Consider the following 24,476-nt stretch of genomic DNA (forward strand, 5'->3'; position numbering starts at 1 on the left):
AAATGATAATGAGAAACTTTTAATCTGATCTCATCGTACAAATCTATTTGACGATCTCGTGGTAGATAACCGACTGATGCGGTTGTGAGGAAGCATCGATAAGGAGTGAGTCAGAGTGAACCGACGATTATGGATGATAGCGGCTGTCGGCGCGGTCTTTTTTTTAGCTGTTTGGGCGAGCGTGGCAGCCGGGGTGACAAAGGCGGGTGACGAAGGTGGGCTGCAGCTGTTTGATTCATGGCAATGGCTCGATCCGTTTACGTTTCTCGGCAATGGGAAAACAATAGGCATCATCAGTGTGATGCTTGTTATTGGTTTATGGTTTTTCCGCCGCGATGTCTATGGAATGGTGTTGGTGGTCGTCGCTGTTGGTGGGGGGTATGGCATCAATGAATGGATCAAGCATGTGGTTGGGCGGGAGCGCCCGCCGCATGCCGAGATCGGAGGATTCAGCTTTCCGAGCGGCCACGCGATGATCGGGACGATTTATTTGCTGCTTTTGGCGTATTTTTTGGCGCAAACGCGCACAAAGCGCGGGGAGCGGGCGGCCATTTACGGCGTGTTTGCGACGCTGGCGCTCTTAACCGGCTTAAGCCGGCTAAGCTTGCAAGTGCATTATCCGTCTGATGTGCTTGGCGGGTTTGTGCTTGGCGGCGCTTACTTGTCGGCCTGCCTTGCTCTTTATCGGATGTCGATTCATCGCGGCGGCCGTTGGTAGCTGATCGTCAAAAAATCACTTTTGCCCCATGATGATTTGATGATGAAGCCGATTCATCGGCTTGATCTAGCGTCTGATCTTGTCGAAAAGGCGCAGAAAATCTCTTTTTCTATACTATGACGTTGTGTGGGACCATGATACAATGGAGGAAAGGAGGTGAGAAACGATGAGCCAAGCCGAACTCGTGCAACTAATGGCTGAATTGCTTGACCAAAAGTTGAATCCGATCCACATGCGGCTCGATCGGATCGAAGGCGATGTCCGGGCCCTTCAAGAAGGACAAGCGCGTTTGGAAATTGAGATCCAAGCGCTGAAAGAAGGGCAGGCGCGCTTGGAAGGTGAAGTGCAGTTGTTGCAAGAGGGACAAGCCCGCTTGGAACAGCGGCTTGACCGAGTGGAAGAGGATGTGCGCACATTAAAAGCGGACATGGACATGGTCAAAGGCGATGTGCAAACGCTGAAAGCGGACATGGACATGGTCAAAGGCGATGTGCAAACGTTGAAAGCGGACATGGACATGGTCAAAGGCGACGTGCAAACGTTGAAAGCAGACATGGACATGGTCAAAGGCGACGTGCAAACATTGAAAGCGGACATGGACGTGGTCAAAGGCGATGTGCAAACGCTGAAAGCGGACATGGACATGGTCAAGGGCGATGTGCAAACATTGAAAGAAGGACAGCAACGGCTTGAAGTGAAAGTTGAACGGGTCGAAGAAAAAGTGGACAACCTCGCAACAGAAATGCGGAGCCACTTTCGCCACATCGAGAACATGCTTCATAAGCATCAGGCCGCTCTTGATCTGGCTTCGCGCGAATTCTCTTCCAAGCAAACATCCATCGATTATTTGATAAAAAAGTGGCCGAGCATGATATGGAAATTTTCCACTTAAAACATCATCTCCAACTGTAATGTTCTTCATCGCAAGCAGGAACCGAGAAGACTGGTGACAAACAACCGCTGGAAAACAAAACGGAGAAAGAGGGTGGTGTTTCCGGCAGTGTCAGTTTAAGAAGCGCTGTTGGAGCACCACCCTATCCGCGAGCCTTCTAGCGGATCGGCGGCAGCTGGAAACGTGCGAGGAAATAAGGCGTATTTTCAACGGTCTTCTAGACAGCTTTTTCTGCATATATTTTTATAGAAAAAACCAATGTCAAGGGGGAAGCGATATGGCGGCCCGGATCGTGAAAACAGGGTATGCGTTGGCGTTTTTGTGCATCATTGCCGGCATCGTTTATTTTTTTGCCGCCAACTGGCCGGAGATGGGGCGAGAGGCGAAAGTCGGAATCAGTATCGGCATGATGGCGGGGTTTTATGGAGCAAGCGCTGCTTTGGCGGGCCGCCATCGCTTTTTAGGGCGCTGGATGTTGATCGGTGGGGTGTTGTCGTTTGGCATCTCATTGGCGTTAGTAGGACAAATTTATAATTCTCACGCCGACAGTTATTGGTTGTTCCTCATTTGGCTGGCGCCGACAGCGTTGTTGGCGCGGCTGACGAAAGATCCGGCGCTTTCAGTCATCGCTGTCGTGCTGCTGCAACTTGCTTGCTGGTTTTATTATTTTCCTTCCGCTTACCATATCGAGTGGACGGAATGGGCATCGTTTGGCTGGCTGCTTCTGTTCGCTGTGATCAACGGCGCGCTCGTTCGCTTCAGCCGTTCGCCTTGGACAGCGTATCCCGCGTATGCGGCGATGCACGGCTGGCTGCTTGTCATCGGCATCACCGGCTTTTCGTACGGGCGCGATGTTTGGTGGCCGTACGTGTATGCGGCGCTGCTTGCCGGGCTGCTTTACTACTTTTTCTCCGTTGCCAAACAGCGTGGCTATGGTTTGGTGACGAGTTTGTTTGCCGGCTTGTTTTTGTTGATTCAATACCACCGTTTGCTGGTGGATCATTTTGAAACATGGCTGCTTCTCTTCGGACTTGTCGTTGCCACCATCGTCCTGTACGGAGGGGTCGTCTTTCTCCGGCGGGCCGGGATGTTTTCGGCGGGAACGCGGGCCGGGAAATGGTTTTTGGCTGCGTTTCAAGCGGTGATTACGCTCGCAGCTTCGTCGTTGGCCATATCGAGTTTGCTCGGCTTGTATTTTCTGTGGGCGGACACGTGGTCGCCGTATGTGCTGTTTTTCCTTTCGATCTTTGGATTGGTGCTTCCGGCTTGGCTCGGCCGCCGTTGGAACGCCGTTGTCCGTTATACGCTGCTGGCGGTCGGTTACGGGCTTGGCTGGACGGTGACGTGGGAACTGTCGACGGTGGTGTTGGTTCTTTATATCGCCGTGCTCGCCGTGGGAGTGATCCGTTTCCCGGAGCGCGGGATGCAGCGGTTGACGACGGTTGCGTTGACGCTTTATTTGTATGTAGTGCTTGATGGGAACATGGAGAATGGACGGGTCGAGCTGTTGCTGCTTGCCCTATGGAACGGGGCGTTGTACGCGTACAGTCGATGGAGAGGGAAGACGGCCGCGACCCCGCTCGTGCTGGCGCTTAGTGCGCTCGGGATTGCGACAAGTGTTCACATCTCCCAACCTGATGGGCTTTATATGGCGTCCAATCTCGCTATGGTAGCGGTGCTCGCCTTTTTCTTGTTTCAACGGCGCCGCCGCGAGCGGACCATTGCTTGGGGGTATACGGTTCTTTATTTTGTGCTCAAATATTATGAGCTGGCGTGGAACTTGCTCCATAAATCGGTCAGTTTGTTGGCGGCTGGGGGGGTGTTGCTCGCTTGGGCTGTTTGGCTGGAAAAACGGAATCGGCTTCATTTCCCTAAGGAGGCGGTGTGGCCTCGCAACGTTTCCTTCGGTGTCCTGTTGCTCGTCGTTGCCCAATTTCTGTTTACCGGATATACCGTTTGGGAGAAAGAACGGCTATTGCGAGACGGACAGTTGGTAAAATTAGCGCTCGAGCCGGTGGATCCGCGTTCTGTGCTGCAAGGGGATTATATCCGGCTTCGCTATGACATTTCTACGATCTCGTCTCTGGATGGAAACGGCAAGGTGAAAGTTGCGCTGCGAAAGGGATCGGATGGGGTGCACCGCTTTGCTGGGGTGTACGCCGTGAATGGGGAAGAATGGCCCGGATTTAAGCGGCAACAAGGGGATATTTTGATTAACGGCACTTTTTATAGTACGCAAGTCGTATACGGGATTGAATCGTATTTCGTGCCGGAACAAAGCGGGGAACGGTGGCGGGACGCCCGTTTCGCTTATGTGCGCGTCAGCCGAAACGGCGATGCGCTGCTTGAAAAGATCGGCGCAGAATGAGCGAACTGGGGAGCGGGCCTGCTTGAGCGTCCGCTCCTTATCGACATACAGGCGGTGTTTTTGTCAAAAAGTTGTGGAGGCCGGGGGAAGATGATGAGATAAAGGGGGATCATGAATGGAGACGGCCATTTACGCGCCGCAAAAGAAGAAGCGCTGGAAGCGAACAGCTTGGCTGACGCTGGCGATTGTCTTTTTTGCTTTGGCGGGTATCGGTGTTTTTGTTAGCGCTTACATACACCGTTCCTTGCCGATCGTGGAAGGGAAACTGGCGGTTCCAGGGTTGCTTGACGAAGTCAGCGTGATTCGTGACTCGCACGGCGTTCCTCATATTTTCGCCAACAATGAACATGACTTGTTTTTCGCGCAAGGATTTGTGCAAGCCCAAGATCGTTTATTTCAAATGGATTTAAGCCGTCGCCAAGCGTCAGGACAGTTGAGTGAGGTGGTAGGCGTTGCAACGATTGAACGCGATAAATTTTTCCGTACGCTTGGATTGCGTCGGGCAGCGGAGGCATCGTATCACATATACTCCGCTGAGGCGAAGCAAGTGCTTGAAGCATTTGCCCAAGGTGTGAACGCGTATATCACTTGGGCTAAACGAACTGACAGATTGCCGGTCGAGTTTCGGCTGCTCGGTTATGAGCCGAAGCCGTGGACGCCCGTAGATTCGCTCGTGATTGGCAAGTATATGGCGTTTGACCTCGGCGGGCATTGGGAAGGTCAGGTGTTCCGCTATTGGGCGCTCAACCATTTGCCGAAAGAAAAAGCGTACGATTTGTTCCCCTCTTATCCGAAAGAGGCACCGGTCATTTTGCCGGCGATCGATGTGGAGCAGGCGTTTGCCGCAGCGGTTTTGCCCTCTGAATGGAACGGGAGTAACAACTGGGTGGTCAGCGGCCGGAAAACGAAAAGCGGCCAGCCTATGTTGGCGAACGATCCGCACTTGTCGTTGTCCACTCCTTCGATTTGGTATCAAATGCATTTGCAAGCGCCGACGGTCAACGTCAGCGGCGTCATTTTCGCCGGTGTCCCCGGCATTATTCTCGGTCATAATGACTACATTGCTTGGGGAGTGACAAACACGGGTCCAGATGTGCAAGATTTGTATGTAGAAAAGCGAAATCCGGCTAACAAGCAGCAGTTTTTGTATAACGGCCGATGGGAGAACGCCAAAATCATCGAGGAACCGATCCGGGTGAAAGGAGGAAAAACGATCCGCTACCGTGTGACGATCACTCGGCATGGGCCTGTTCTGTCCGAATTCGCCGTCCCGGCAAGCGGGAATGACGTGTTGGCTTTGCGATGGACCGCGCTCGATCCGTCCACGGAGCTGCAAGCGGTGCTGGAAATGAACAAAGCGAAAAATTGGAAGCAATTTGAACAAGCGCTTGAACATTTCCACGCTCCAACGCAAAACTTCGTATTTGCCGCGAAAGACGGGACGATTGCTTACAAGGCAAACGGAAAAATTCCGATTCGCAAGAAAGGAAACGGGCTTCTTCCAGTTCCAGGTTGGACGGATGAATATGAGTGGATCGGTTTTATTCCGTTTGATCGCCTGCCGCGTGCCGTCAACCCGAGAGAAGGATTTATCGCCACGGCGAACAATAAGGTGGTCGGCGACCATTATCCATATCATTTAAGCCATCATTGGGCTCAGCCTTATCGCTATATGCGGATCGCTGAAAGGCTGCAGAGCAAGGATGATTGGACGCCTAGCGAGATGAAACGGCTGCAAATGGACCAAATGAATTTATGGGCGAAGGAGTTCGTCCCGCTTCTGCTTAAACATGTGGCGAGCGAACCGCTCTCGAAACAGGAGCGGTCAGCGCTTCATGAGCTGAAGCAGTGGGATTTTGTTGACCATAAGGAACAGGCAGCCCCGCTCATTTTTCATCGCTGGATGGAGGAAATCGCCGATGTTCTTTTTGAACGTCAGATTCCGCCAACCGTCGACCGGTTCTTTGAGGGAAAACAAAGTGTGGTGGATGAGTTGCTGAGGCGGGCGGACAAAGGCGATGTATCCCCTTGGTTTCGAGACGGCGGCGGTTTTTCGCGCGTGTTGGCGGAAGCGCTGAGTCGGACCGTTCGCCAATTGGCCGATGAATATGGAAATGATCCGGCGCAGTGGAAATGGGGGAACGCTCATCGGTTGTTTTTTGCTCATCCTCTATCGAGCGCATCGCCAATGTTAGCGTTTTTCTTGAATAAAGAAGAGCCGATTCCCATCGGCGGCAGTGATGTCACGGTACAGGCGGCAAGCTACACGGATGAAGGGATCGTCAACCATGGCGCGTCGTGGCGCTTTGTCATCGATTTGGCTGATCCTGAACGTGGGTGGCATATCGTTGGTCCGGGGCAGGCTGGCCATTTTCGCAGCCGATGGTATCACGATCAAATTGATGACTGGGTCAACGGCACGTACCATGTAACAAGTTTAGGAAAAGTCAACGGCAGCACGCTGGTGTTGCGTCCGGAATGAGCGGTCAAGTCAAGCGGGGGATTACTCCCCCGCATAACGTTCAAGCACGCGGTCGACGGATCGGCCATACGATTCGCCAAACAGATTCAAATGCACGAGTAAATAAAACAGCTGGTAAAGCGGTTTTCGTTCATGATACTCCGGAGTGAGGGGCATCAGCTCTTGATAGCTTGCATAAAACCGAGCGGGAAAGCCGCCAAACAGCTCGGTAAATGCGATCTCCAACTCATAATGACCGTAAAACACGGACGGGTCGATCAAATAGGGGGCTCCGCCGGGGCCCGGAAGCCGGTTGCCGCCCCATAAGTCGCCGTGCAACAACGACGGAAAACAATCGTTTGGAATCCAGCGGTCAAGCCGCTCAAGCAGCCGCTCCAACTTTCTTTGTCGCTCGGTGGGCAGGAGGCCGTTTGCCGCCGCCCGTTTCATTTGCGGGGCGAGTCGGGCATCGCGGTAATAGTCAAGCCAGCGGCCGTACCAGCCGTTTCGTTGTGGCAGCGTCCCGATATATGTATCGTGGTCGAGCCCGAACGCCGGCCCGCGGCATCGATGGAGGCGGGCGAGGCCGCGCCCGAGCTGTTTGGCCGTCTGCGCTGTTTCTGTTCCTTCGATCCACTCGAGGACAAGCCAGCCCCATCCGTTTGCTTCCCCCACGCCAAAGACAGCCGGGACGTGGATGGCGTCCGCCTGGCGAAGCCGTTCCAGCCCTGCTTGTTCGGCGGTGAAAAAGCCGGCTGGCGGAAAGCGCTGCATTTTGATGAAATACGTTTGCTTGCCGCTTTGGACGCGGTAGGCGTCATTGATGTCGCCGCCGGATACGCGCCGCCAATGGCGGATTTGTGAATCATCGCCGATTGAGCGAAGCGCCTCTTGTAACATCGCTTCCCGGTTCATGACGTTCCTCCCGTCAGCTGTTCGTTAAGTTCTTTCAGCACGTCGCCAATTTTCCGTTGCTGGATGACGGCGTCAGCGAGATCATCAAGTTCCGTCGGTTCCCAATTGATGATGACGAGTTTGGCGCCGTTTCGTTTGGCGATAAGCGGCAGTTGGTTCGCCGGCGCTACTTGCAAGGATGAGCCGAGCACAAGGAACAAGTCCGCTTGGCGGGCGGCTTCCCACGCTGCATTGATGGCATTCTCCGGCAGCGGCTCGCCAAACAATACGACCGATGGACGCAAAACACCGCCGCATTCGCACGTCAACACACCGTGCAAATAGACAAAGCTAGGCTTTGATTGCCCGCACCGCTGACAATGGACGGTTCGGAGCGAGCCGTGCAGTTCGATGACGCGTCGGCTGCCGGCTTGTTGATGAAATCCATCGACGTTTTGCGTCACAATCGTCTGCACGATTCCGCGCTGCTCCCAGTCGGCGAGCAGGCGATGTCCATCATGCGGCCGGCATTGCTGCAAGGTGCGGATGCGGTATTGGTAAAACTCCACAAACGCCTCGCGGCGGCGGTACAACGCATCGATGGTAGCGAGTTCGCTCGGGTTAAAACGCGCCCACAGCCCGGTGCGCGGCGAACGGAAATCCGGCAGCCCGCTTTCGGTCGACATGCCGGCGCCGGTAAGCACCACCGTTCGGCGCGATTCGGCGAGCCAAGAGGCAATGGTCATGGTTGATTCCTCCTTGATCATACGCTTCTTCCTCGTTAAAGCTTCACACGCCCCTTTTTCTATCGATTCGACAATCATTTTGCTTTTCCTTTCCGCCGGTTTCCATTATGATAAAAGAGAAGGAAAAAATGGACAAGGGGGGCGAGAACGATGAGCAAAAAAGTGTTGATCATCACCGGCGACGCTGTTGAGGCGCTGGAGGTGTATTATCCGTATTATCGTTTGTTGGAGGAAGGGCATGATGTAACGATTGCCGCGCCGAAGAAAAAGAAACTGCACACCGTTGTCCATGATTTTGCCGACTGGGATACGTATGTGGAAAAACAAGCCTATTTGATCGACGCCCATGCCTCGTTTGCCGAGATCGACCCGACGCAATACGATGCGTTAGTCATTCCGGGTGGGCGGGCGCCGGAATACATTCGCCTTGATGAAAATGTGCAGCGCATCGTCCGTCATTTCTTTGAGGCGAATAAGCCGATCGCGGCGATTTGCCATGCTTCGCTCATTTTTGAGACGATGCCAGAGGTGCTGAAAGGGCGGAGCTTGACGGCGTATATCGCCTGCAAACCGGGGGTTGAAGCGCTCGGAGCGACGTATGTGTCCGACCGTACGGTGCATGTCGACGGCAACCTTGTTTCCGCCCATGCGTGGCCGGATTTGCCGGCGTTTATGCGCGAGTTTCTCCGCCTGCTTCAATAGCGGAAAGGCAGCGGTCTTCCTGCATCCGGGAAGGCCGCTTTTTTTCGTGAAACTCCCACCGACTGATGCAGCCAAAGTGGGCTTGTTTCTGCGCTGGCCGCTTTGCCTGTCACGCCAGCATCCGTTTGGCTTGTTCGAACAATAAGGGTTGTCTTTTTGGCGCTCATAAGATAACATTTGTACCGTAGACCATTTACAAAATATAGAGAAAAGGAAGGACGATAGGTATGGCATTACCAGGCGGGGCAGCGATGAACATTACGATTCGTCTTCAGTTTGAAAAAGACCGCGTCTCTTTTAGCGATATCGCCGCGGCGATCGGCAAGGCGGGCGGAGACATCGTCGGGATTGACGTCATCTCATCAAGCAAAATCCATACGGTGCGCGACATCACCGTCAGTGCGCTTGATACGAAGCAGTGCGATTTGATCATCGAAGCGCTGAAACGGATTCAGGGCGTCAAAATTGTGAACGTTTCCGACCGCACGTTTTTGATGCATATCGGGGGAAAAATTGAAACCAGCTCGAAAATTCCGGTGAAAACGCGCGATGATTTGTCGCGGGTGTATACGCCGGGCGTGGCGCGCGTTTGCACGGCCATCGCTGAAGATCCGCGCAAAGCGTATTCGCTGACGATTAAACGGAATACGGTCGCCGTCGTCTCGGATGGCACAGCGGTGCTCGGGCTTGGCGACATCGGCCCGTATGCGGCGATGCCGGTCATGGAAGGGAAGGCGATGCTGTTTAAGGAGTTTGCCGGTGTCGATGCGTTTCCGATTTGCTTGGACACGAAAGACACGGAAGAGATTATTCAAATTGTGAAAGCGATCGCTCCGGCATTCGGCGGCATCAACTTGGAAGACATTTCGGCACCGCGTTGTTTTGAAATTGAAAAGCGATTGAAAGAAGAGTTGGACATTCCGGTGTTCCATGATGATCAACATGGCACGGCGGTCGTGCTGCTCGCCGGATTGCTCAATGCCTTGAAAATTGTTGATAAAAAGCTGGAAGACATTAAGGTCGTCTTAACCGGCATTGGCGCGGCCGGCATTGCTTGTACGAAAATTTTGCTTGCCGCTGGCGTGCGCAACATTATCGGGGTGGACCGCCACGGCGCCATCCACCGCGACGAAACGTACGACAATCCGTATTGGCAAGAATATGCGCAAATGACGAATCCAGATAATCTGAAAGGAAGCTTGTCGGATGTGATCGCCGGCGCAGATGTGTTTATCGGCGTTTCCGCCCCCGGCATTTTGAAAGTCGAAGACGTGAAAAAAATGGCGCGTGATCCGATCGTGTTCGCGATGGCCAACCCGATTCCGGAAATCGACCCAGAGCTGGCCGAGCCGCACGTGCGCGTAATGGCGACCGGACGTTCCGACTATCCGAACCAAATCAACAACGTCCTTTGCTTCCCCGGCATCTTCCGCGGTGCATTGGACTGCCGGGCGAAAGAAATTAACGAAGAAATGAAGCTCGCCGCTGCCAAAGCGATTGCTTCGGTGGTCACCGAGGACGAATTGAATGAAACGTATATCATTCCAAGCGTCTTTAACAGCAAAGTCGTGGAACGCGTCCGCCAGGCGGTGATTGAAGCGGCTTACCGCACCGGCGTTGCCCGGAAAGACAACATCCCGGTTGGCGGGTATACAGGGCAATAAAGAAACAAATACAACGAGCTGATGAACGGTTTCCTTTGATTAGGAAGCCGTTTTTTTGGCTGCAGGAGCGTTTCAACCGCGGCTGTTGGGGGCCAAATCTAGTTTAGAGATAGAAAATCAAGCGCTTAAGGGGTGAATGGGCGATGATCGATCAATATTTCCAAAAAGTGAACGAACGTTTGGAACTCGTTTTGAAACATGAGAAGGGCAATCTAAAAAAAGCCGCTTATATAGTAAGTGAAGCCATTCAAAAAGTCGGAAACAAGCGTTGTAGCCAACCGCCATCGGTTCTTGCTAAAATAGTAGCAAACGAGAAGACGGTGGGGGATGGAGACCGATGCGGTTTGACGAACGGGTGCGGCTGTATGCCGATAAACTGAACGATACGGATGACCAAATTGTCGATTACATTATCAAACACCGTGAGGAGATCGCCGACATTCCGATTCAAAAAATGGCGGAAGCGCTTTATACAGTGCCGAACACGATCGTCCGGTTTGCCAAAAAATTAGGATATAAAGGGTTTGCAGAACTGAAGGCGGCTTTGGCGCTCGAGCAGCGGGATGAGACGGCGATCAAGGCGGACGGAAAAACGGTCATCGAAAAAACAAAAAAGTTGATCGATGAGCAGCTCATCGACGAAGCCGAACGAAGTGCAAACCGCACTCATTGTCGATCAAAAGCATGAATAACCGTCAAAGCTGGGGCGAAACGCCGCAGCTTCTTTTTTTATAACAAAACATTGAGTTTCTCTTCTGTTTTGTAACACAGCTGTAACAATTGTTAAACGAAACGGCCGAAATGAGAGGCTGTCAACTCCTTTTTTGCAAGAAAAATATAGATGGTTGGGGGGATACAGGAAAAAAAGGAATAAATGTTAGTGAAAGGATGTTTATTCCAACTGTTGCAGCCACCAACAATCAGTGTTGATTTGGCAATGAAAACAAGCGTCTTTTTTACCGAAGGCTGCCAATGCGCTGATTTTTCCATTTTGGACCAAAAATATTACAAAAACTCCGTGCTATAATGGGGACGAGGCAAGGGAACAAGAAAATCGTTTCCCTTCGAATCTCGTTGTGTAGTCAGATGGACGCAAGATCTATGAGACTTTTAAATAGAGGATACAAGGAGGAATTCTCATGAAGAAAAAAATGGTAGCAACCATCGCCGCTTCGGTCGCACTCATCGGCGCTTCGTTCGCGGCAACGAAAACGGAAGCGGCTGGGACGACGTGCCCAACGACGAACGTATATCAAGTAAAATATACAGCGACCAACGTTCAAGATGTGGAGAAATGGGTAAAGCAATACTTCCCGTTCGTGTCGTTCCAACCGGTAAAGCCGGTAACAAAACAACCGGCAGCAAAACAGCCAACGACGGCGGCAAAACAGCCAACGGCGGTGGCAAAACAGCCAACGACAAAACCACAAGCGCCAGCAACGGTCAAACAGCCGGCGGCTAAACCGCAAGCCAATACGCAAGCGCCGGCGAAAACGCCAGCCACGGCACCAAAGACCGGCACACAAAAAACAACCGGCTTAAACGCCTATGAGCAGCAAGTTGTTGAGCTGACGAACAAAGAACGGGCGAAATACGGCTTGCCGCCGCTTCAAGTTGACTTGGCCCTCAGCAAAGTCGCTCGCGAAAAATCGCGCGATATGGCGGTCAACAACTACTTCTCGCACAACAGCCCGACGTATGGCTCCCCGTTTGAGATGATGAAAAAATTTGGCATCTCGTACACAGCCGCTGGGGAAAACATTGCCAAAGGCCAACGCACCCCGCAAGAAGTCGTCAATGCGTGGATGAACAGCGAAGGCCATCGGGCAAACATTTTGAACAAAAACTTTACGCATATCGGCGTTGGTTTTGAAGAAAACGGCTATATTTGGACGCAGCAATTCATCCGCAAGTAAGATATACATGTCAGTCGAAGGTGTCCCAAAAGGATGGGGCACCTTTTTCTTATGGTCAAAAACCGTATGTTGCGTTTCGTTTCAGGAAAACAACGTTTGGGTCATTCTTTTATTTGAAAACTATTTCTACCGTTCCAATAAAAATATGATATAATTTCCAAAGAAGTTTGAGAGACGAAAGATTAGGGGGACAGCGGATGCGAATACGTGAGTGGGATCGCAACTTGAAAGTGCGCCTGTTTGGCGAGGCGCTGATGAATACGACATTTTGGATGTTTTTTCCGTTTATGGCTATTTACTTTGCCGATTCGTTCGGCAAAGAAACGGCGAGCGTGTTGTTGATCGTGTCACAGCTATTTTCTGTTGTGGCGAATTTGTGCGGCGGTTATTGTGCCGATGTGTTCGGGCGCAAGCGGATGATGGTGCTGTCCGCCTACGGGCAAGGGGCAGCGTTTTTGTTCTTTGCTTTGGCTAGCACGCCATGGTGGTCGTCGCCGTTTGTCGGGTTTCTTTGTTTTACGTTTGCCGGCATTTGCGGGGCGTTTTATTGGCCGGCCAGCCAAGCGATGGTGGCGGATGTTGTGCCGGAACAAGAGCGGAGTCATGTGTTTGCCGTATTTTATACCTCGGTCAACATTTCGGTAGTGATCGGTCCCACCATCGGGGGGCTCTTTTATGCGGACCATCAGTTTGCGTTGCTAATGGCTACTGCTGGCTCATGTTTCGCGATGGCGACGCTGTTGGCGAAACAGTTGCGCGAAACCGCGCCATTGTCAGCGCCCAGCCAGAAAGCAAGGTCATGGACGCAGTTTTGGCGTGAACAAATCCGGCAGTACGCTGTGATCGTCCGCGACCGGACTTTTTTCTTGTTTATCGCTGCTGGGGTATTGGTGGCGCAAACGTTCATGCAACTTGATTTATTGATTCCTGTGTATACAAAAGAAATGATGAAAGAGGAAACCGTATGGGGGCGTTTTACGGTGGACGGGGCCCAAGCGTTTGGGTTGTTGATTGCGGAAAACGGGTTGCTTGTCGCCCTGGGCACGGTGATCGTGACGCGGTGGATGGGACGCTACAATGAACGATGGGTCTTTATTGGTTCGTCAATGGTATACGGCGTCACGATGTGGTTGTTTAGCCATGCTACATCGATCATCGAGCTGATGGCGGTGATGGCGCTGTTTACGTTCGCTGAGCTGATGACGGCCGGTTTACAGCAAGCGTTTGTGTCGAAGCTAGCTCCTAGGGATATGCGCGGCCAATATTTTGCCGCGGCGAGCCTTCGCTTTACGATCGGTCGGATGCTGGCGCCGGTGTCGCTGGCGGCGGTGACTTGGATCGGCTATACGTGGACGTTTGCGTGTCTCGGTTTGCTTGCTTTGGCCAGCGCGGGGTTGTATGCTTGGATGTTTCGGCAAGCCGCGCAGCGATCCAGTGCTTCGCTGTCTTAATGTCCGGGTGGCCGGGACTGTGCAAACGGCTACCCGTTTTTTTTATTGATCATTATAATAAAAAACGTATCGGTGTTCATGTAACATAGATTCCCTGTCTCTTACATAAAGTGGAATTAGATAGAGAGAAGGAGAGGGGAAGGCAACATGAAGCCGTATACGTCTGAGCCGGACAGAATTGAGGGGGGAAGCGGGAAAGACGGCGCGGCGGCGTTGGCGCGTTATGCGAGACGCCAGCAAGCGCATGTGTTGTCCCGGGAAAAGAGAAAAAAAACCGTTCGTTTCTTCAGCTGGCTGTTTTTTGCTTTGGCTGTCGCCTGGGGAGCAGGAACGTTGATTTGGAACGGGTACGGCGCGTTAAAAACAGCGGCCAGCCGTGAAATGGCCATTCGCCAGCTAAAAAATGCCATTGACGATCATGATGTAGCTGCCTTGCGGGGGATGCTGCGGGTGACGAATGAAGAGGTGCCGATCAATGAAAAAACGCTGGCGCCTTTATTCGCTTACTTTGATCGGCATTCTGAAGCGTATGATGAATTGGATAAAGAGTTTGACCACCAGCGCAAGGGGGAGCATGTATACATCAAAGGTCTGACATCCCGTCCCCCTGTGTTTGCGATCCATGCCTTTAGGGATCGGTACGTTTTTGAGCCTGCTTTCTATTTTCTCCATGTCCGCGTCGATGACCCTGAGGTAACGCTTGTTGTCAATGGAGTGACAATGAAGGGGGAAGCAACGAAAGACCCGTTTGTTCAAAAAATCGGCCCGTGCTTGCCGGGTTTGTATGAGATCACGGTTGTTGATCGAAACGGGAAAAAGAAAACGGTCCGCGTCGAGTTGTTCGGCGGGGCCCGCGTTCGCGAAATCGACCTCACGAAATGAATGAATAGGCGAATATCGCTTTAACGGAGGCACAGATGGCCACATCTTGTGTCTGGATGGGCGGCGCTTTGGAAAAAGCAGCAACAGCCGTTTGCGAGTATGGTGTCGGCGGCGAGGCGGGCTCCTCTTTCAGCTCAACGGGTAGATCGTAAAGCGGCAAGCCAAGAGCGCGGGCAATGGCCAGCGCTTTTTCTTTGGCATTGTGGACGTCTCGTGCGAGCGCCTGTTGATAGTACACCGGCTCGTTTGCCAGCCGAAATTCCAAGCCGCGGGCCAGATTTGCCCCGTGAGTGACACCTGTTTCGTAAATGGAGCCGGCTTTTTTTGGGTCGCGGACGGTGATGCGCAGCCAATGTTCAACCTCATAGCCGGACAAGGCCGGGGGGCTTTGCTTGATGAAACTTCCCGGAAAGCTTGTGCGTATCAAAATGTGGACATGCTATAATGGAAGAAAAGATGAAGAAAGGGATGGAACCATGAAGCCATTGTTTCGCACGATATGGCGTTGGTTTGTTTCGTGGAATGTTGGGGCTGTGACGGCTGTTGTCGTTTTTTTCGCCGCTGATTTTCGCTTTTGGCCGTCGTTCGTATCGGGAATGGCGGCGATGTGGGGAGTGTCGGCCGTCATGAAAAGGCGGCATCGCTTGGTGGCCGGTGTGCCGGTTGAGGAGCAGGCTTACGTCCGCAGTCAGCTTCACGAGGCGCGGGCGTTATGGAAGCGGCTGCGCCGCGCTCGGTACCGGCTTCGCTCGGTAGCGATGTGGCAAACCGTCTCGCGGTTAGGGGCGGTCGTTGACCAGCTCATCCGCATCGTCGAACAAAAGCCGCATCAGCTCCGCCTTGTTCAGCCGTTTTTTTTAAACGAATGGCCAACGGCAGTGGAGATGGTCGAAAAATACGTATATTTGTCGCGGCAACCGGTGCAAAGCGCCGACATGACGGAAGCGCTGCGGAAGACGGAACGGTTGCTCAGCGAGCTGACCGAAGCGGCGGAGCGGCAGCTGCTTGATGTGTTGTCAGGCGACGTTTGGTCGCTGCAGACGGAAGCAAAAGTGCTTGAGCAATCGCTCCAGCAGCCGGATCGGCTTCATCTCCGCTATCTGCAAGGAGAACCGCAATTCAAGCGTTAGCAAAACAAGGGAGCTGACCGGCTGTCGCGAACGAAAGGAGAATGACGATGGACGAACGGAATCGTGACAGGATCGACTTATCTCATGAACAGGAACGGACAAGCGTGCTCGATGAACTGCTGGCTCGACCGTTTTCTTCTCCGGCGGCGCCGTTCGCCGAAGAGGCGGAAAAGCCGGCCAGTGTGCTTGAGACGTTAAAGCCGGAACATAGAGAAAAAGCGTTGGCGCTTGCCAAACAGATCGATCCGGCCAATCATCAAGCTATTTTACAGTATGGCGTGGCAGCCCAAGCCGAACTGTCGAAGTTTTCCCATACGATTTTGCATCATGTGCAGACGAAAGATGCCGGCCCGATCGGCGAAGTGATCAGCGAGCTGATGGCGAAAATTAAAGAGGTCAACCCGGATGACCTCATGCCGGCGAAAAAAGGATGGCTGTCGCGCCTGTTTGGCACGGTGGCCAAACCGCTGCAAGGCATGGTCGCCAAATATCAAAAAATCGGCGTCGAAATTGATAAAATCGCCGACCAGCTTGAGAAACATCGGCATGGACTGCTGCGCGATGTGATGATGCTCGAGACGCTTTATGAGAAAAATAAAGACTATTTTGAGGCGCTCAATATTTATATTGCGGCGGCCGAATATAAGCTTGCAGAGCTGCGGACGAAAACGATCCCCGAAAAGCAGGCGGCCGCTGAGCGCTCCGGCGACCAAATGGCATGGCAAGACGTTCAGGACTTGCGGCAGTTCGCTGATCGGCTGGAGAAGCGGGTGCACGACTTGAAGCTCAGCCGGCAAGTGACGATCCAAACGGCGCCGCAAATCCGCATGATTCAACATATGAATGAGACATTGATCGAGCGCATCCAATCGTCGATTTTAAACGCGATCCCGCTTTGGAAAAATCAGATTGTCATCGCCTTGACCCTTTTCCGGCAACAAAAAGCGGCAGAGGCGCAAAAGCGGGTGGCCGAAACGACGAACGAACTGTTGCTGCGCAACTCGGAAATGTTGAAAACAAACAGCATCGAAATCGCCAAGGAAAACGAGCGCGGCCTTCTCGACATCGAGACATTGAAGCGAACGCAAGAAAACTTGATCGCCACGCTCGAAGAAACGTTAAAAATTCAAGCCGAGGGTCGGTTGAAACGGCAGCAGGCCGAACGCGAACTCGCAGCGATGGAAGCGGAACTGAAGCAGACGCTGCTGGCGCTGAAACGGCCGGAACAATAAAAAAGGCGCCGTTGCTCTTTTGCCATTGGCCGAACGGGCAGAGGGCGGCCCGTTGAGTGCGGAAACAAGCGATTAGGGTGAGTATCATCATATGTAAAACGGGTGTCTCGCGAGCGAGAAGACACCCGTTTTTTTGCTGTTGTAGTGTTCCGCTTGGTGGAGAAACGAACAGATCGGTCGCCGTTCGGCCATCGCTGATGAGCATTGGTTATTTGGCGTCTGTTCGCTGCTTACAAAATAGGAGGATGGGGCGGTTCTTGTTCCTGCCGGTCGCCTTCTTGTTTCACCTGTGTGCCTTCTTGATCGCCGGGGCGGGCGGCGCGGACGTCAAACTCTTCCGCCGCTTCCGTTTGCCAACGCGGGCCGCCGGCAAGCGGCGCGTCTTCCTCTCCGTGTTGGCCGACGACAAACCGGAGAACATAGGCGTGCAACAGCAGCTCGCCAAACGCGGCAAGCAGCGCGGCGAAAAACGCTGCGTTTACGACCGCCCCGCCAGCGGTGTCGTAAAACACGCCAACGCCAATCCAGACGGCAACGAAGACGAAGCCAAAATCGGCGATCGCTGCCGAAACGTTGCCAAGGCGCGGCAAAAGGTACAAGTCGCCGAGCGCATAGGCGGCAAGCGTTAGCCAGAGGCTGAACGACAATATTTCCGCTGATGAGATGCGCAAAAACAGCGGCAAAATAGCGAACATGACCGTCGCGGTAAGCAAAAATTTGAGCGTCAACGCAAGCAAATGTCTCATCTTGCCCTGCCGCCTTTATTCTGCCGGGTAGTTCGGGCCCTCTAGTTTTTTATCGCCGTAGCCCGGTTGCTTTTCCATTTCTTTGTCGGGTTGCTGCTTTTTTTGTTGTTGTTCTAAGCTGTCGTTTCGTTTCGGCTGCTTCATTGGTCATCATCCTCTCTGTGAACGTTTATCATTAGTTTGTCGCGCGGGCCGCCATGTATGCATGTATCATCCATAAACTTCCTTCTTTTCTTTTTCCCTTTGTTCCACATAAATAAAATGAAGGTGATGAACGGAAAGGAGGGAGCAACGATGACAGAAAACAGACGATCGCTCGACGTCGCCGAGCGCCACGATGACCCATCCGCTTCACTTGTTAACGCTGCGTTGGCGGAAACGCATGAACAAGTCAGCGATGTGTACATGGAAGGAACGATCGAGGCGGCGGACCGAAAAAAGGCGAACACTCCTTTCTCCCGGCCCGAGTAAAGCGGCGGAGGTTGACTGCGGCGGGCCCATCGCCGGCTTGGTTGAGAAAAGGAAGGAAAACAGGAAAGAAAAACAGTTCGTACATTTCGCCAAGGCGGTCTATACTAGTAGTGCGTACGGCGATTCACCGATATAAGGGGGATGATCCTCGTGAGATGGCAGCGAGCATTGTTGTCGTTGCTTAAGGAGCGGAAGGACCATTCGATTGCCTTGGCGATTGATACATCGAACCGTCCGGCGCGGCCGGTGCTGATTCAAAACATCGTCAACCTGTTTGAAAAACTGCGTCCGGACACATTGCTCGTCCAAGCGGATTTTAAAATTCGCGATGTCTCTCCGGTTGGCGTGGCGACGATCAAATATTTCAAGCACGGGAAATCGTCGTACACCGAAGTGCTGGAATGGGCCGCTAGGCAAAAAATTGATACGTTGTTTTACATTACCGATGTAACCGGCTATTTTTATGAAGAACTCGAAGTCGACTATGAAGTGTTTTGGCTTGTGCCGGACGATTATATGCCGCGCGTGCCGTTTGGCAAGCCGATTCGTGTGGCGTAACACCGTGAGGAATGCCCTTCGTGATGAGGGGCATTCTTTTATTGTTAAAAAAATTAACAAACTTTTTCTATCAGAAACCGGTTTCAAGAAAAAATGATCGTTGTTATCGGTTGAATTATGTTATATATTATTACATATAAAAGTTATGAAAAGTTACAGAGGGGGATGTGCACGATGGATGAAAAAACGTTGACGCTCGGACTCGATGCTCTCTGGGTCATGCTCTCGGCGGTGCTCGTGATCGGCATGCAGGCAGGGTTTGCTTTGCTTGAGGCCGGATCCACGCGCATGAAAAACTCCGGGCATGTGGCCGGCAAACAAATTTTAAGTTTTGCCCTCGCATCATTGGCGTTTTGGGCGTTCGGCTTTGCGATTACATTTGGGGCTGGGAATGGCTTCATCGGGACGGAAGGATGGTTTTTAAAAGAAGGAAAAGGAACGTTTGATTCGTTATCGTGGGCGAATGTGCCGCTCGAGCTCAAATTTTTATTCCAACTCGGCTTTGCCGGCGTGTCGCTGGCGATCGCTTGGGGCGGCTTTGCCGAGCGGGCGAAACTGTCTGTTTATTTTCTTTTCGGGACGATTTTTACGATCGCCATTTACCCCGTGATCGGCCATTGGGTGTGGGGCGGCGGCTGGCTTGGAAAAATGGGAATGCAAGATTTTGCCGGTTCAACAGTCGTCCATCTGCAAGGAGCGATTGCGGCGCTCGTGGCGACGGTTTTGCTTGGGCCGCGCATCGGCAAGTTTAATAAAGATGGGACGCCAAACGTGATCCCCGGGCATAACCAAGTATATACGGTCATCGGTGGGTTGATTTTATGGATCGGCTGGTTTGGTTTTAACGCGGGCAGCACGATGGCGGTTGGCGACGGATTTTTCGGCTATGTGGCGCTGACGACGAATTTGGCTGCTGCGGCAGGGGCGGTTGCCGCGATCTTGACGGCGAAAATTTTGGTTGGCAAAGCGGACATTCCGGCGATGGTGAACGGTGTGCTCGCCGCTTTAGTCGCCATTACCGCCGCGTGCGCGTTCGTCGAACCGTGGGCGGCGGTGGTGATCGGTGCGGTGGCCGGGGCGTTGACATTCTGGACATCGATCTATTTTGAGCGCAAAGGGATTGACGATCCGCTTTACGCGTTTTCTGTCCACGGGATCGCCGGCATCATCGGCACGATTTCCACCGGGTTTTTCGCCTCGCCGCGTTTAGTCGAGATCACGGGCATCGGGAAGGCTGGGCTGTTTTACGGCGGCGGATTCGATCAGCTGATTGTGCAAACGGTCGGGGTGCTCGGTGCGGCGGTGTATGTCGCGGCTGTCTCGTTTGTCATCTTATATGCCATGAAGAAAACGGTCGGGCTGCGTGTTACGGCGGAGCAAGAAATTTCCGGTCTTGATATTAGTGAGCACGGTTCGTATGGCTATCCGGAACAGCTCGATCCGGCGTATCAGCCCAAAACCCTCGCCCAGCAGTAACCGGGAGGGGAAAAGTGGATGGAATTATTGGCGGCAAAGGTGGTCGAGCGGCTAAACCGAGCCGAGTCGGCCGCCGAACTTCGTTTTTGCCACGATGAACTGGCGCGCGAACTGCGGCGCTATGCAGCACGTGAACAAATGGGTCAGCTCGCCAATGACATCGTTTCTGTTCATGAAGCGATCCTTCGCCGCGCGTTCTTCCTTGCGGAGCGGGAGACGATGAAACGGTCGGTCGGCGTTCGTCCCTCAGCGTGGTGCTGGTATGTGATGGGAAGCATCGGCCGGTGTGAGCCGACGATTTGGACGGATCAAGATCACGGCATTTTATTCAACTGTCCTGAGAACGAGGAAGCGGCTTGTTATGAATTCATTCGCCATATGGCGACGATCGGGGTAGACATGCTGCATGAGGCTGGGTATCCGTACTGTTCCGGTTACGTGATGGCGACGAACAAGCGGTGGGCGCAGTCAGTCCGCGGTTGGGAGCAACAGCTTGTTTCCTACTTGGACAGCGGGTGGCCGAACGACATTCGTTTTTTGTTGATTGCGATGGATATGCGGCCTCTTTATGGGGAAGCGGAATTGGCTGAGACGGCAAGAAAGGCGCTGTTTGCGGCGGTGGCCGAACGGCCGCTGCTGTTGGCGCGCATGGGCGAGCACGTTCAGTTTCCTCCGGTTCCGCTCGGCTGGTTGGGCAACGTGCAAACGGAGCGATGGGGGCCGTACAGCGGGGCCGTTCATATGAAACAGGGCGGTTACGTGCAGCTCACCAACGCTTTGAAATGGTTGGCGTGTTTGGCGCACGTCCCGGCGGCGGGCACAGCCGAGCGGCGGCGGGCGCTTGAAGCGAATGGCGTGTTGACGGCGCCGTTTTCCGACGCCGTTTACGAGGCGCTTTCTGTTTACTATTCGATTCGCCTGAAGTACAGCACTGAGGCGGGGGACGGACGTGAATACGTGTTATGGCGGGCGCTTGAGCGGATGGAACAAAAGCGGCTGAAACAAGCGATGCGCACTGCTAAACGATTGCAGCGCTTTGTCGCCCGGCGGGTGGCTAACATTCATGCATGAGCGGCACCGGTTTTGGCAGCGGGCGCTCCGCATGTTGTCGCTCGGCGTTCCGCGCGAGGCATCGTCCGCCTTATTTGGACAGGACCATTCATGGCAACAAGAATCGTGGCTTCGCTCGCTGCAAAAGGAAAAACAGCACGTCATCGATTGGCATGACCGTTTGATCGATATCCCGTTTGTCATCATCGATCTGGAAACGACCGGCTTTTCCCCGGAGCAAGGCGATGAAATTTTGGCCATGGCGGCGGCGAAAACGGTCGGAGGGATCGTGACGGATGCGTACATGACGCTCGTCAAGCCGGAAAAGCCCATTCCAGAACCTATATCCGCCTTGACCGGCATTGAGGCGAAGGATGTCATGTTCGCTCCGCCGCTTGCCGAGGCGCTGCGCACGTTTGTGCCGTTTATTGCCGCCGGTGTACTCCTCGGTTATCACATTGGCCATGACTTGGCGTTTTTACGCCATGCCCTTTGGCGCCATTACCGGCAAAAATGGAGCGGGCGCTTTCTTGACTTGCAGCCGATGATGACGCTGATCGGCCATTCATGCCCGACGTTTGACGATGCATTAGCCTGTTATGGCATCCGCTGCCCGCGCCGTCATACGGCGGACGGCGATGTGGAAGCGATGGCGAAGTTATGGGTCATCTTGCTCGACGAACTGCGTAAACGCGGCATCGAAACATTGCATGATTTGTACGCCGCGCTCAGCCGGTGTTGATGTTGCCCGCGCCGAGAGGCCATTGGGGGAGTATCTTTGACAAGGGAACTTGAGTTTTAACACATTGACCGCGAAGTCTCCCACCTCTAAGAGGCTGGTAATTTAATCTTGGATCCAGCTTGGCAATGTCACTTCTCAACTAGAAAAACCTTGGTGTATCGATCCTGATTTTCACGTGTTCTCCCATTGGATGAAGGAACTCAGCCGTTTTTTCACGAGCCTTCTAAGCAATGTGTAGGTGGGAGAGGTTCATCAGCTGATCTTGGAGGTTGGTGCTTGAATCGTGGATATATCCTTAGCATTTTATTTCTAAAAACATTGTTTTATCGATCCTGCTTTCCGCTCATTCTTCCATTGATGAAGGGGCTCAGCCGTTTTTTCACGAGCCTTCTTGGCCAACAGGCAAATGAAAGAATATGTTCTGTTTGCAACGAACCGTCAAAAAGCGCTGGGGCTCATTGGGCTGTTTATTTTGCTTCTTACCGCCATATGGATGAGAACGCTCAACGGAACAAAAACAACGGAAAAAAGCGCCCAGTTCGGCGCTTTTTTCATTAGGATTAAAGCGGTTTTGTCGGTGTCGGTTCGGCGTAGCCTTCTTTGTATTTTTCGTCGATCATATGCCGGATATCGTTGATCGATTTCCCTTGATCGTAAGCGGCGATCGATTCGGCAGCGATGTCGAGACAGACGCCGCATTTGGTTGCATGATCATCCCAGACAATCGATCCGTCTTTTTTATTTTCATAGACAAAGCAGTCATAGTTGTTTTTATGGCCGGCCGATTGTCCGCAGCCGCAATAGCATGGGATGTTTTCAAGCAGTTCGCGGTGTTCCGCGGCCTGTTGGTACAACACAGCCATTTCCTCTTCGAATGCGCCTAAAAAGCTTGGCAAATGCTCGATCGATTTCGTTGTCTCGCGAATATCGCCAGTGGCGGTTTTCGTCATATGCGAGTGGTGTTGTTCTTGGTTGTTTCCACCAGTGCAGCCTGACAAAAAAATGCTGAACGACAACAGGCATGCTGCGATCCGTGCTGGATGGTTCAATCGTCTTCTCCCTTTCTTTCGTTCATTTCATAGTTTGAATGTATCACAATTTGCGTTAAACGGCAATGGACTTGCTTTTTTGGGTAGGGGAGTGGAAACGGAAAAAGATCACAAAGACAAAGGCTGTGCAGAAGATTCGGTATGCCATCTTTCGCACAGCCTTTACGTAAGATTATTGTTCCTGCAAGAAATATTTCTCGATATCGTCCAGCATCAGATGAGCAGCGAGCACACCGCCAGCTGTGTTCCAAATCGTGTCGCTCACTTTGTACACCTTGCCTTGTTTCGCGACGTTTAAGTTTTGAAAGAGCGGATCGTTAATCCATTCTTTTTCGATTTCGCTTGCTTTGCCGTCGCCTGTTTCATACGTAAAGTAGAACAGGATGTCGCCGTCCATGGCCGGGATGCGTTCCTTCGTCACGCCGGTTTCCGCGAAGTCGTTGACGTTTTGCGATTCCGGACGGGCGAAGCCGAGCTGGTCCAAAATGACGCCGGAGAACGAGTCTTTATGGTAGATGCGGACGTCACCAGCCATGAAGCGGACGACCGACACTTTCATTTTCAGCTTGTCGCCGAGTTTCGCTTTTAAGTCTTCAATGCGCTGATCGTATTCGGCAATGACTTGTTTTCCTTTCTCTTCTTGATTCACCGCTTTCGCATAGAGCATAAAGTTGTCTTTCCAGTTGCCACGCAGCGTTTCAGCGAAAACGGTTGGAGCGATTTGTTTCAACTGTTCATAAATTTTTTCATGGCGCATTTTGTTGCCGATGATCAAGTCCGGTTTTAAAGCAGCGATCGCTTCAACGTTCGGCTCCGATTCCAACCCGAGCTCTTTGACGCCGTCCATTTTGTCTTTAATGTGGTCATACCACGGATCGCCCGTCCACGATTTGACGGCGCCGACCGGTTTCACACCTAGCGCAAGCAGGGCTTCTGTTCCTTCGTTTGTCAATACAACGACCCGTTTGGGCGTGCCTTTGATTTCGGTTGTGTCCATGGCGTGTTCGACGGTGTAGCTTGCTTCTTTCGATTGATTGCTGCCCTTCGGTTTGGCCGTTTCTTCCTGTTTCCCACCGCAGCCGGCGAGAAGAAGGAGAGAAAGGAGGAAGGTGAAAAGAAGATGGGTTTGTTTCACATTCACGGTGCAAATCCCCCTTTTCCATTTCACAAAAGTGATAATGAGTTTCATTCACGTCACTATCATAAATAACAGTGATAATCATTGTCAACAAAAAAATAAAAAAATGATGAGAAAATCATAAAAAGATGGCAAAAAATATTGACGATGAGAGTCATTATCAAATAGACTTAACGATAGATATCATTAT

Annotated in this window: 24 protein-coding genes and 1 pseudogene; 18 read left to right on the forward strand and 7 right to left on the reverse strand. The window is 52.6% G+C overall.

From position 1 onward, the window contains the following. Positions 1-133: 133 nt before the first annotated feature. From GC56T2_RS06935 to GC56T2_RS06950, 4 genes and pseudogenes are all read left to right on the forward strand, one after another. Positions 134-718, forward strand: coding sequence for a phosphatase PAP2 family protein (locus tag GC56T2_RS06935; RefSeq protein WP_172706202.1), 585 nt, complete (start codon positions 134-136; stop codon positions 716-718). A 166-nt stretch (positions 719-884) separates the two neighbouring features. Next, positions 885-1,630: pseudogene (locus GC56T2_RS06940) on the forward strand (hypothetical protein). A gap of 257 nt (positions 1,631-1,887) precedes the next feature. Continuing rightward, positions 1,888-3,978 carry a GDYXXLXY domain-containing protein gene (locus GC56T2_RS06945; protein ID WP_144974021.1) on the forward strand — a complete coding sequence of 697 codons (2,091 nt, stop codon included), beginning with the start codon at positions 1,888-1,890 and terminating at the stop codon, positions 3,976-3,978. A 115-nt stretch (positions 3,979-4,093) separates the two neighbouring features. After that, on the forward strand, positions 4,094-6,460 hold the full coding sequence (locus GC56T2_RS06950; RefSeq protein WP_144974023.1) for a penicillin acylase family protein: 2,367 nt from the start codon (positions 4,094-4,096) through the stop codon (positions 6,458-6,460). Between the two features lie 21 nt (positions 6,461-6,481). On the opposite strand, the gene GC56T2_RS06955 is transcribed toward GC56T2_RS06950, so the two are convergent. After that, positions 6,482-7,354 (reverse strand): fructosamine kinase family protein, encoded by an 873-nt coding sequence (locus tag GC56T2_RS06955; protein ID WP_144974025.1) that lies wholly within the window; start codon positions 7,352-7,354, stop codon positions 6,482-6,484. Next, entirely contained in the window at positions 7,351-8,079 is a 729-nt protein-coding gene (locus GC56T2_RS06960) for an NAD-dependent deacylase (RefSeq protein WP_144974027.1), read from the reverse strand. The genes GC56T2_RS06955 and GC56T2_RS06960 overlap by 4 nt, the downstream gene beginning before the upstream one ends. Positions 8,080-8,229: 150 nt before the next feature. Between GC56T2_RS06960 and GC56T2_RS06965 the strand changes: the two genes are divergently transcribed. From GC56T2_RS06965 to GC56T2_RS06995, 7 genes are all read left to right on the forward strand, one after another. Beyond that, on the forward strand, positions 8,230-8,781 hold the full coding sequence (locus GC56T2_RS06965; RefSeq protein WP_144974030.1) for a DJ-1/PfpI family protein: 552 nt from the start codon (positions 8,230-8,232) through the stop codon (positions 8,779-8,781). A gap of 227 nt (positions 8,782-9,008) precedes the next feature. Continuing rightward, positions 9,009-10,445, forward strand: coding sequence for an NAD-dependent malic enzyme (locus GC56T2_RS06970; protein ID WP_144974032.1), 1,437 nt, complete (start codon positions 9,009-9,011; stop codon positions 10,443-10,445). A gap of 143 nt (positions 10,446-10,588) precedes the next feature. Continuing rightward, positions 10,589-10,825 (forward strand): hypothetical protein, encoded by a 237-nt coding sequence (locus tag GC56T2_RS06975; protein WP_144974034.1) that lies wholly within the window; start codon positions 10,589-10,591, stop codon positions 10,823-10,825. Beyond that, positions 10,783-11,133 carry a MurR/RpiR family transcriptional regulator gene (locus GC56T2_RS06980; protein WP_255516036.1) on the forward strand — a complete coding sequence of 117 codons (351 nt, stop codon included), beginning with the start codon at positions 10,783-10,785 and terminating at the stop codon, positions 11,131-11,133. Before GC56T2_RS06975 ends, GC56T2_RS06980 begins: the two co-directional genes overlap by 43 nt. A gap of 451 nt (positions 11,134-11,584) precedes the next feature. Beyond that, a complete protein-coding gene (locus tag GC56T2_RS06985) occupies positions 11,585-12,361 on the forward strand; it encodes a CAP domain-containing protein (RefSeq protein ID WP_144974036.1) in 777 nt (258 codons plus the stop codon). A gap of 197 nt (positions 12,362-12,558) precedes the next feature. Next, positions 12,559-13,812, forward strand: coding sequence for an MDR family MFS transporter (locus GC56T2_RS06990; RefSeq protein WP_144974038.1), 1,254 nt, complete (start codon positions 12,559-12,561; stop codon positions 13,810-13,812). 147 nt (positions 13,813-13,959) lie between these two features. Next, a complete protein-coding gene (locus tag GC56T2_RS06995; protein WP_144974040.1) occupies positions 13,960-14,694 on the forward strand; it encodes a zinc ribbon domain-containing protein in 735 nt (244 codons plus the stop codon). Here GC56T2_RS06995 and GC56T2_RS07000 read toward each other — a convergent pair. Next, positions 14,684-15,121, reverse strand: a complete 438-nt coding sequence (locus GC56T2_RS07000) for an SIMPL domain-containing protein (RefSeq protein ID WP_255516037.1) — start codon at positions 15,119-15,121, stop codon at positions 14,684-14,686. The genes GC56T2_RS06995 and GC56T2_RS07000 overlap by 11 nt on opposite strands. Positions 15,122-15,170: 49 nt before the next feature. On the opposite strand from GC56T2_RS07000, the gene GC56T2_RS07005 reads away from it, so the two are divergent. Next, complete coding sequence (locus tag GC56T2_RS07005; protein ID WP_144974044.1) at positions 15,171-15,824, forward strand: 5-bromo-4-chloroindolyl phosphate hydrolysis family protein; 654 nt, start codon at positions 15,171-15,173, stop codon at positions 15,822-15,824. Positions 15,825-15,865: 41 nt separating this feature from the next. Continuing rightward, complete coding sequence (locus tag GC56T2_RS07010; protein ID WP_033844009.1) at positions 15,866-17,056, forward strand: toxic anion resistance protein; 1,191 nt, start codon at positions 15,866-15,868, stop codon at positions 17,054-17,056. A 230-nt stretch (positions 17,057-17,286) separates the two neighbouring features. Here the strand turns inward: GC56T2_RS07010 and GC56T2_RS07015 are convergent, their stop codons facing one another. Both GC56T2_RS07015 and GC56T2_RS18085 read right to left on the reverse strand, forming a co-directional pair. Beyond that, positions 17,287-17,802 carry a YndM family protein gene (locus GC56T2_RS07015; RefSeq protein WP_144974046.1) on the reverse strand — a complete coding sequence of 172 codons (516 nt, stop codon included), beginning with the start codon at positions 17,800-17,802 and terminating at the stop codon, positions 17,287-17,289. Positions 17,803-17,817: 15 nt separating this feature from the next. Beyond that, entirely contained in the window at positions 17,818-17,946 is a 129-nt protein-coding gene (locus GC56T2_RS18085; RefSeq protein ID WP_255516038.1) for a hypothetical protein, read from the reverse strand. A gap of 150 nt (positions 17,947-18,096) precedes the next feature. Between GC56T2_RS18085 and GC56T2_RS07020 the strand changes: the two genes are divergently transcribed. The 5 genes from GC56T2_RS07020 to GC56T2_RS07040 all read left to right on the forward strand — a co-directional run bounded on the left by GC56T2_RS07020 (position 18,097) and on the right by GC56T2_RS07040 (position 22,099). Further along, entirely contained in the window at positions 18,097-18,273 is a 177-nt protein-coding gene (locus GC56T2_RS07020; protein ID WP_144974048.1) for a YozQ family protein, read from the forward strand. A gap of 150 nt (positions 18,274-18,423) precedes the next feature. Continuing rightward, on the forward strand, positions 18,424-18,831 hold the full coding sequence (locus tag GC56T2_RS07025) for a VWA-like domain-containing protein (protein ID WP_033022695.1): 408 nt from the start codon (positions 18,424-18,426) through the stop codon (positions 18,829-18,831). A gap of 174 nt (positions 18,832-19,005) precedes the next feature. Beyond that, positions 19,006-20,307 (forward strand): ammonium transporter, encoded by a 1,302-nt coding sequence (locus GC56T2_RS07030; protein ID WP_144974050.1) that lies wholly within the window; start codon positions 19,006-19,008, stop codon positions 20,305-20,307. A gap of 18 nt (positions 20,308-20,325) precedes the next feature. Next, positions 20,326-21,378 carry a DUF294 nucleotidyltransferase-like domain-containing protein gene (locus GC56T2_RS07035; protein WP_144974053.1) on the forward strand — a complete coding sequence of 351 codons (1,053 nt, stop codon included), beginning with the start codon at positions 20,326-20,328 and terminating at the stop codon, positions 21,376-21,378. Next, positions 21,371-22,099 (forward strand): 3'-5' exonuclease, encoded by a 729-nt coding sequence (locus GC56T2_RS07040; protein WP_144974055.1) that lies wholly within the window; start codon positions 21,371-21,373, stop codon positions 22,097-22,099. Before GC56T2_RS07035 ends, GC56T2_RS07040 begins: the two co-directional genes overlap by 8 nt. 560 nt (positions 22,100-22,659) lie before the next feature. Here the strand turns inward: GC56T2_RS07040 and GC56T2_RS07045 are convergent. After that, positions 22,660-23,148: a PCYCGC motif-containing (lipo)protein gene (locus tag GC56T2_RS07045; RefSeq protein ID WP_144974057.1), complete on the reverse strand. Its 489-nt coding sequence runs from the start codon at positions 23,146-23,148 to the stop codon at positions 22,660-22,662. A gap of 172 nt (positions 23,149-23,320) precedes the next feature. Further along, positions 23,321-24,289, reverse strand: a complete 969-nt coding sequence (locus GC56T2_RS07050; RefSeq protein WP_370454535.1) for an ABC transporter substrate-binding protein — start codon at positions 24,287-24,289, stop codon at positions 23,321-23,323. Between the last annotated feature and the right edge of the window lie 187 nt (positions 24,290-24,476).

This window comes from Geobacillus sp. C56-T2, from assembly GCF_007829715.1.
Taxonomy (GTDB): Bacteria; Bacillota; Bacilli; order Bacillales; family Anoxybacillaceae; genus Geobacillus; species Geobacillus icigianus.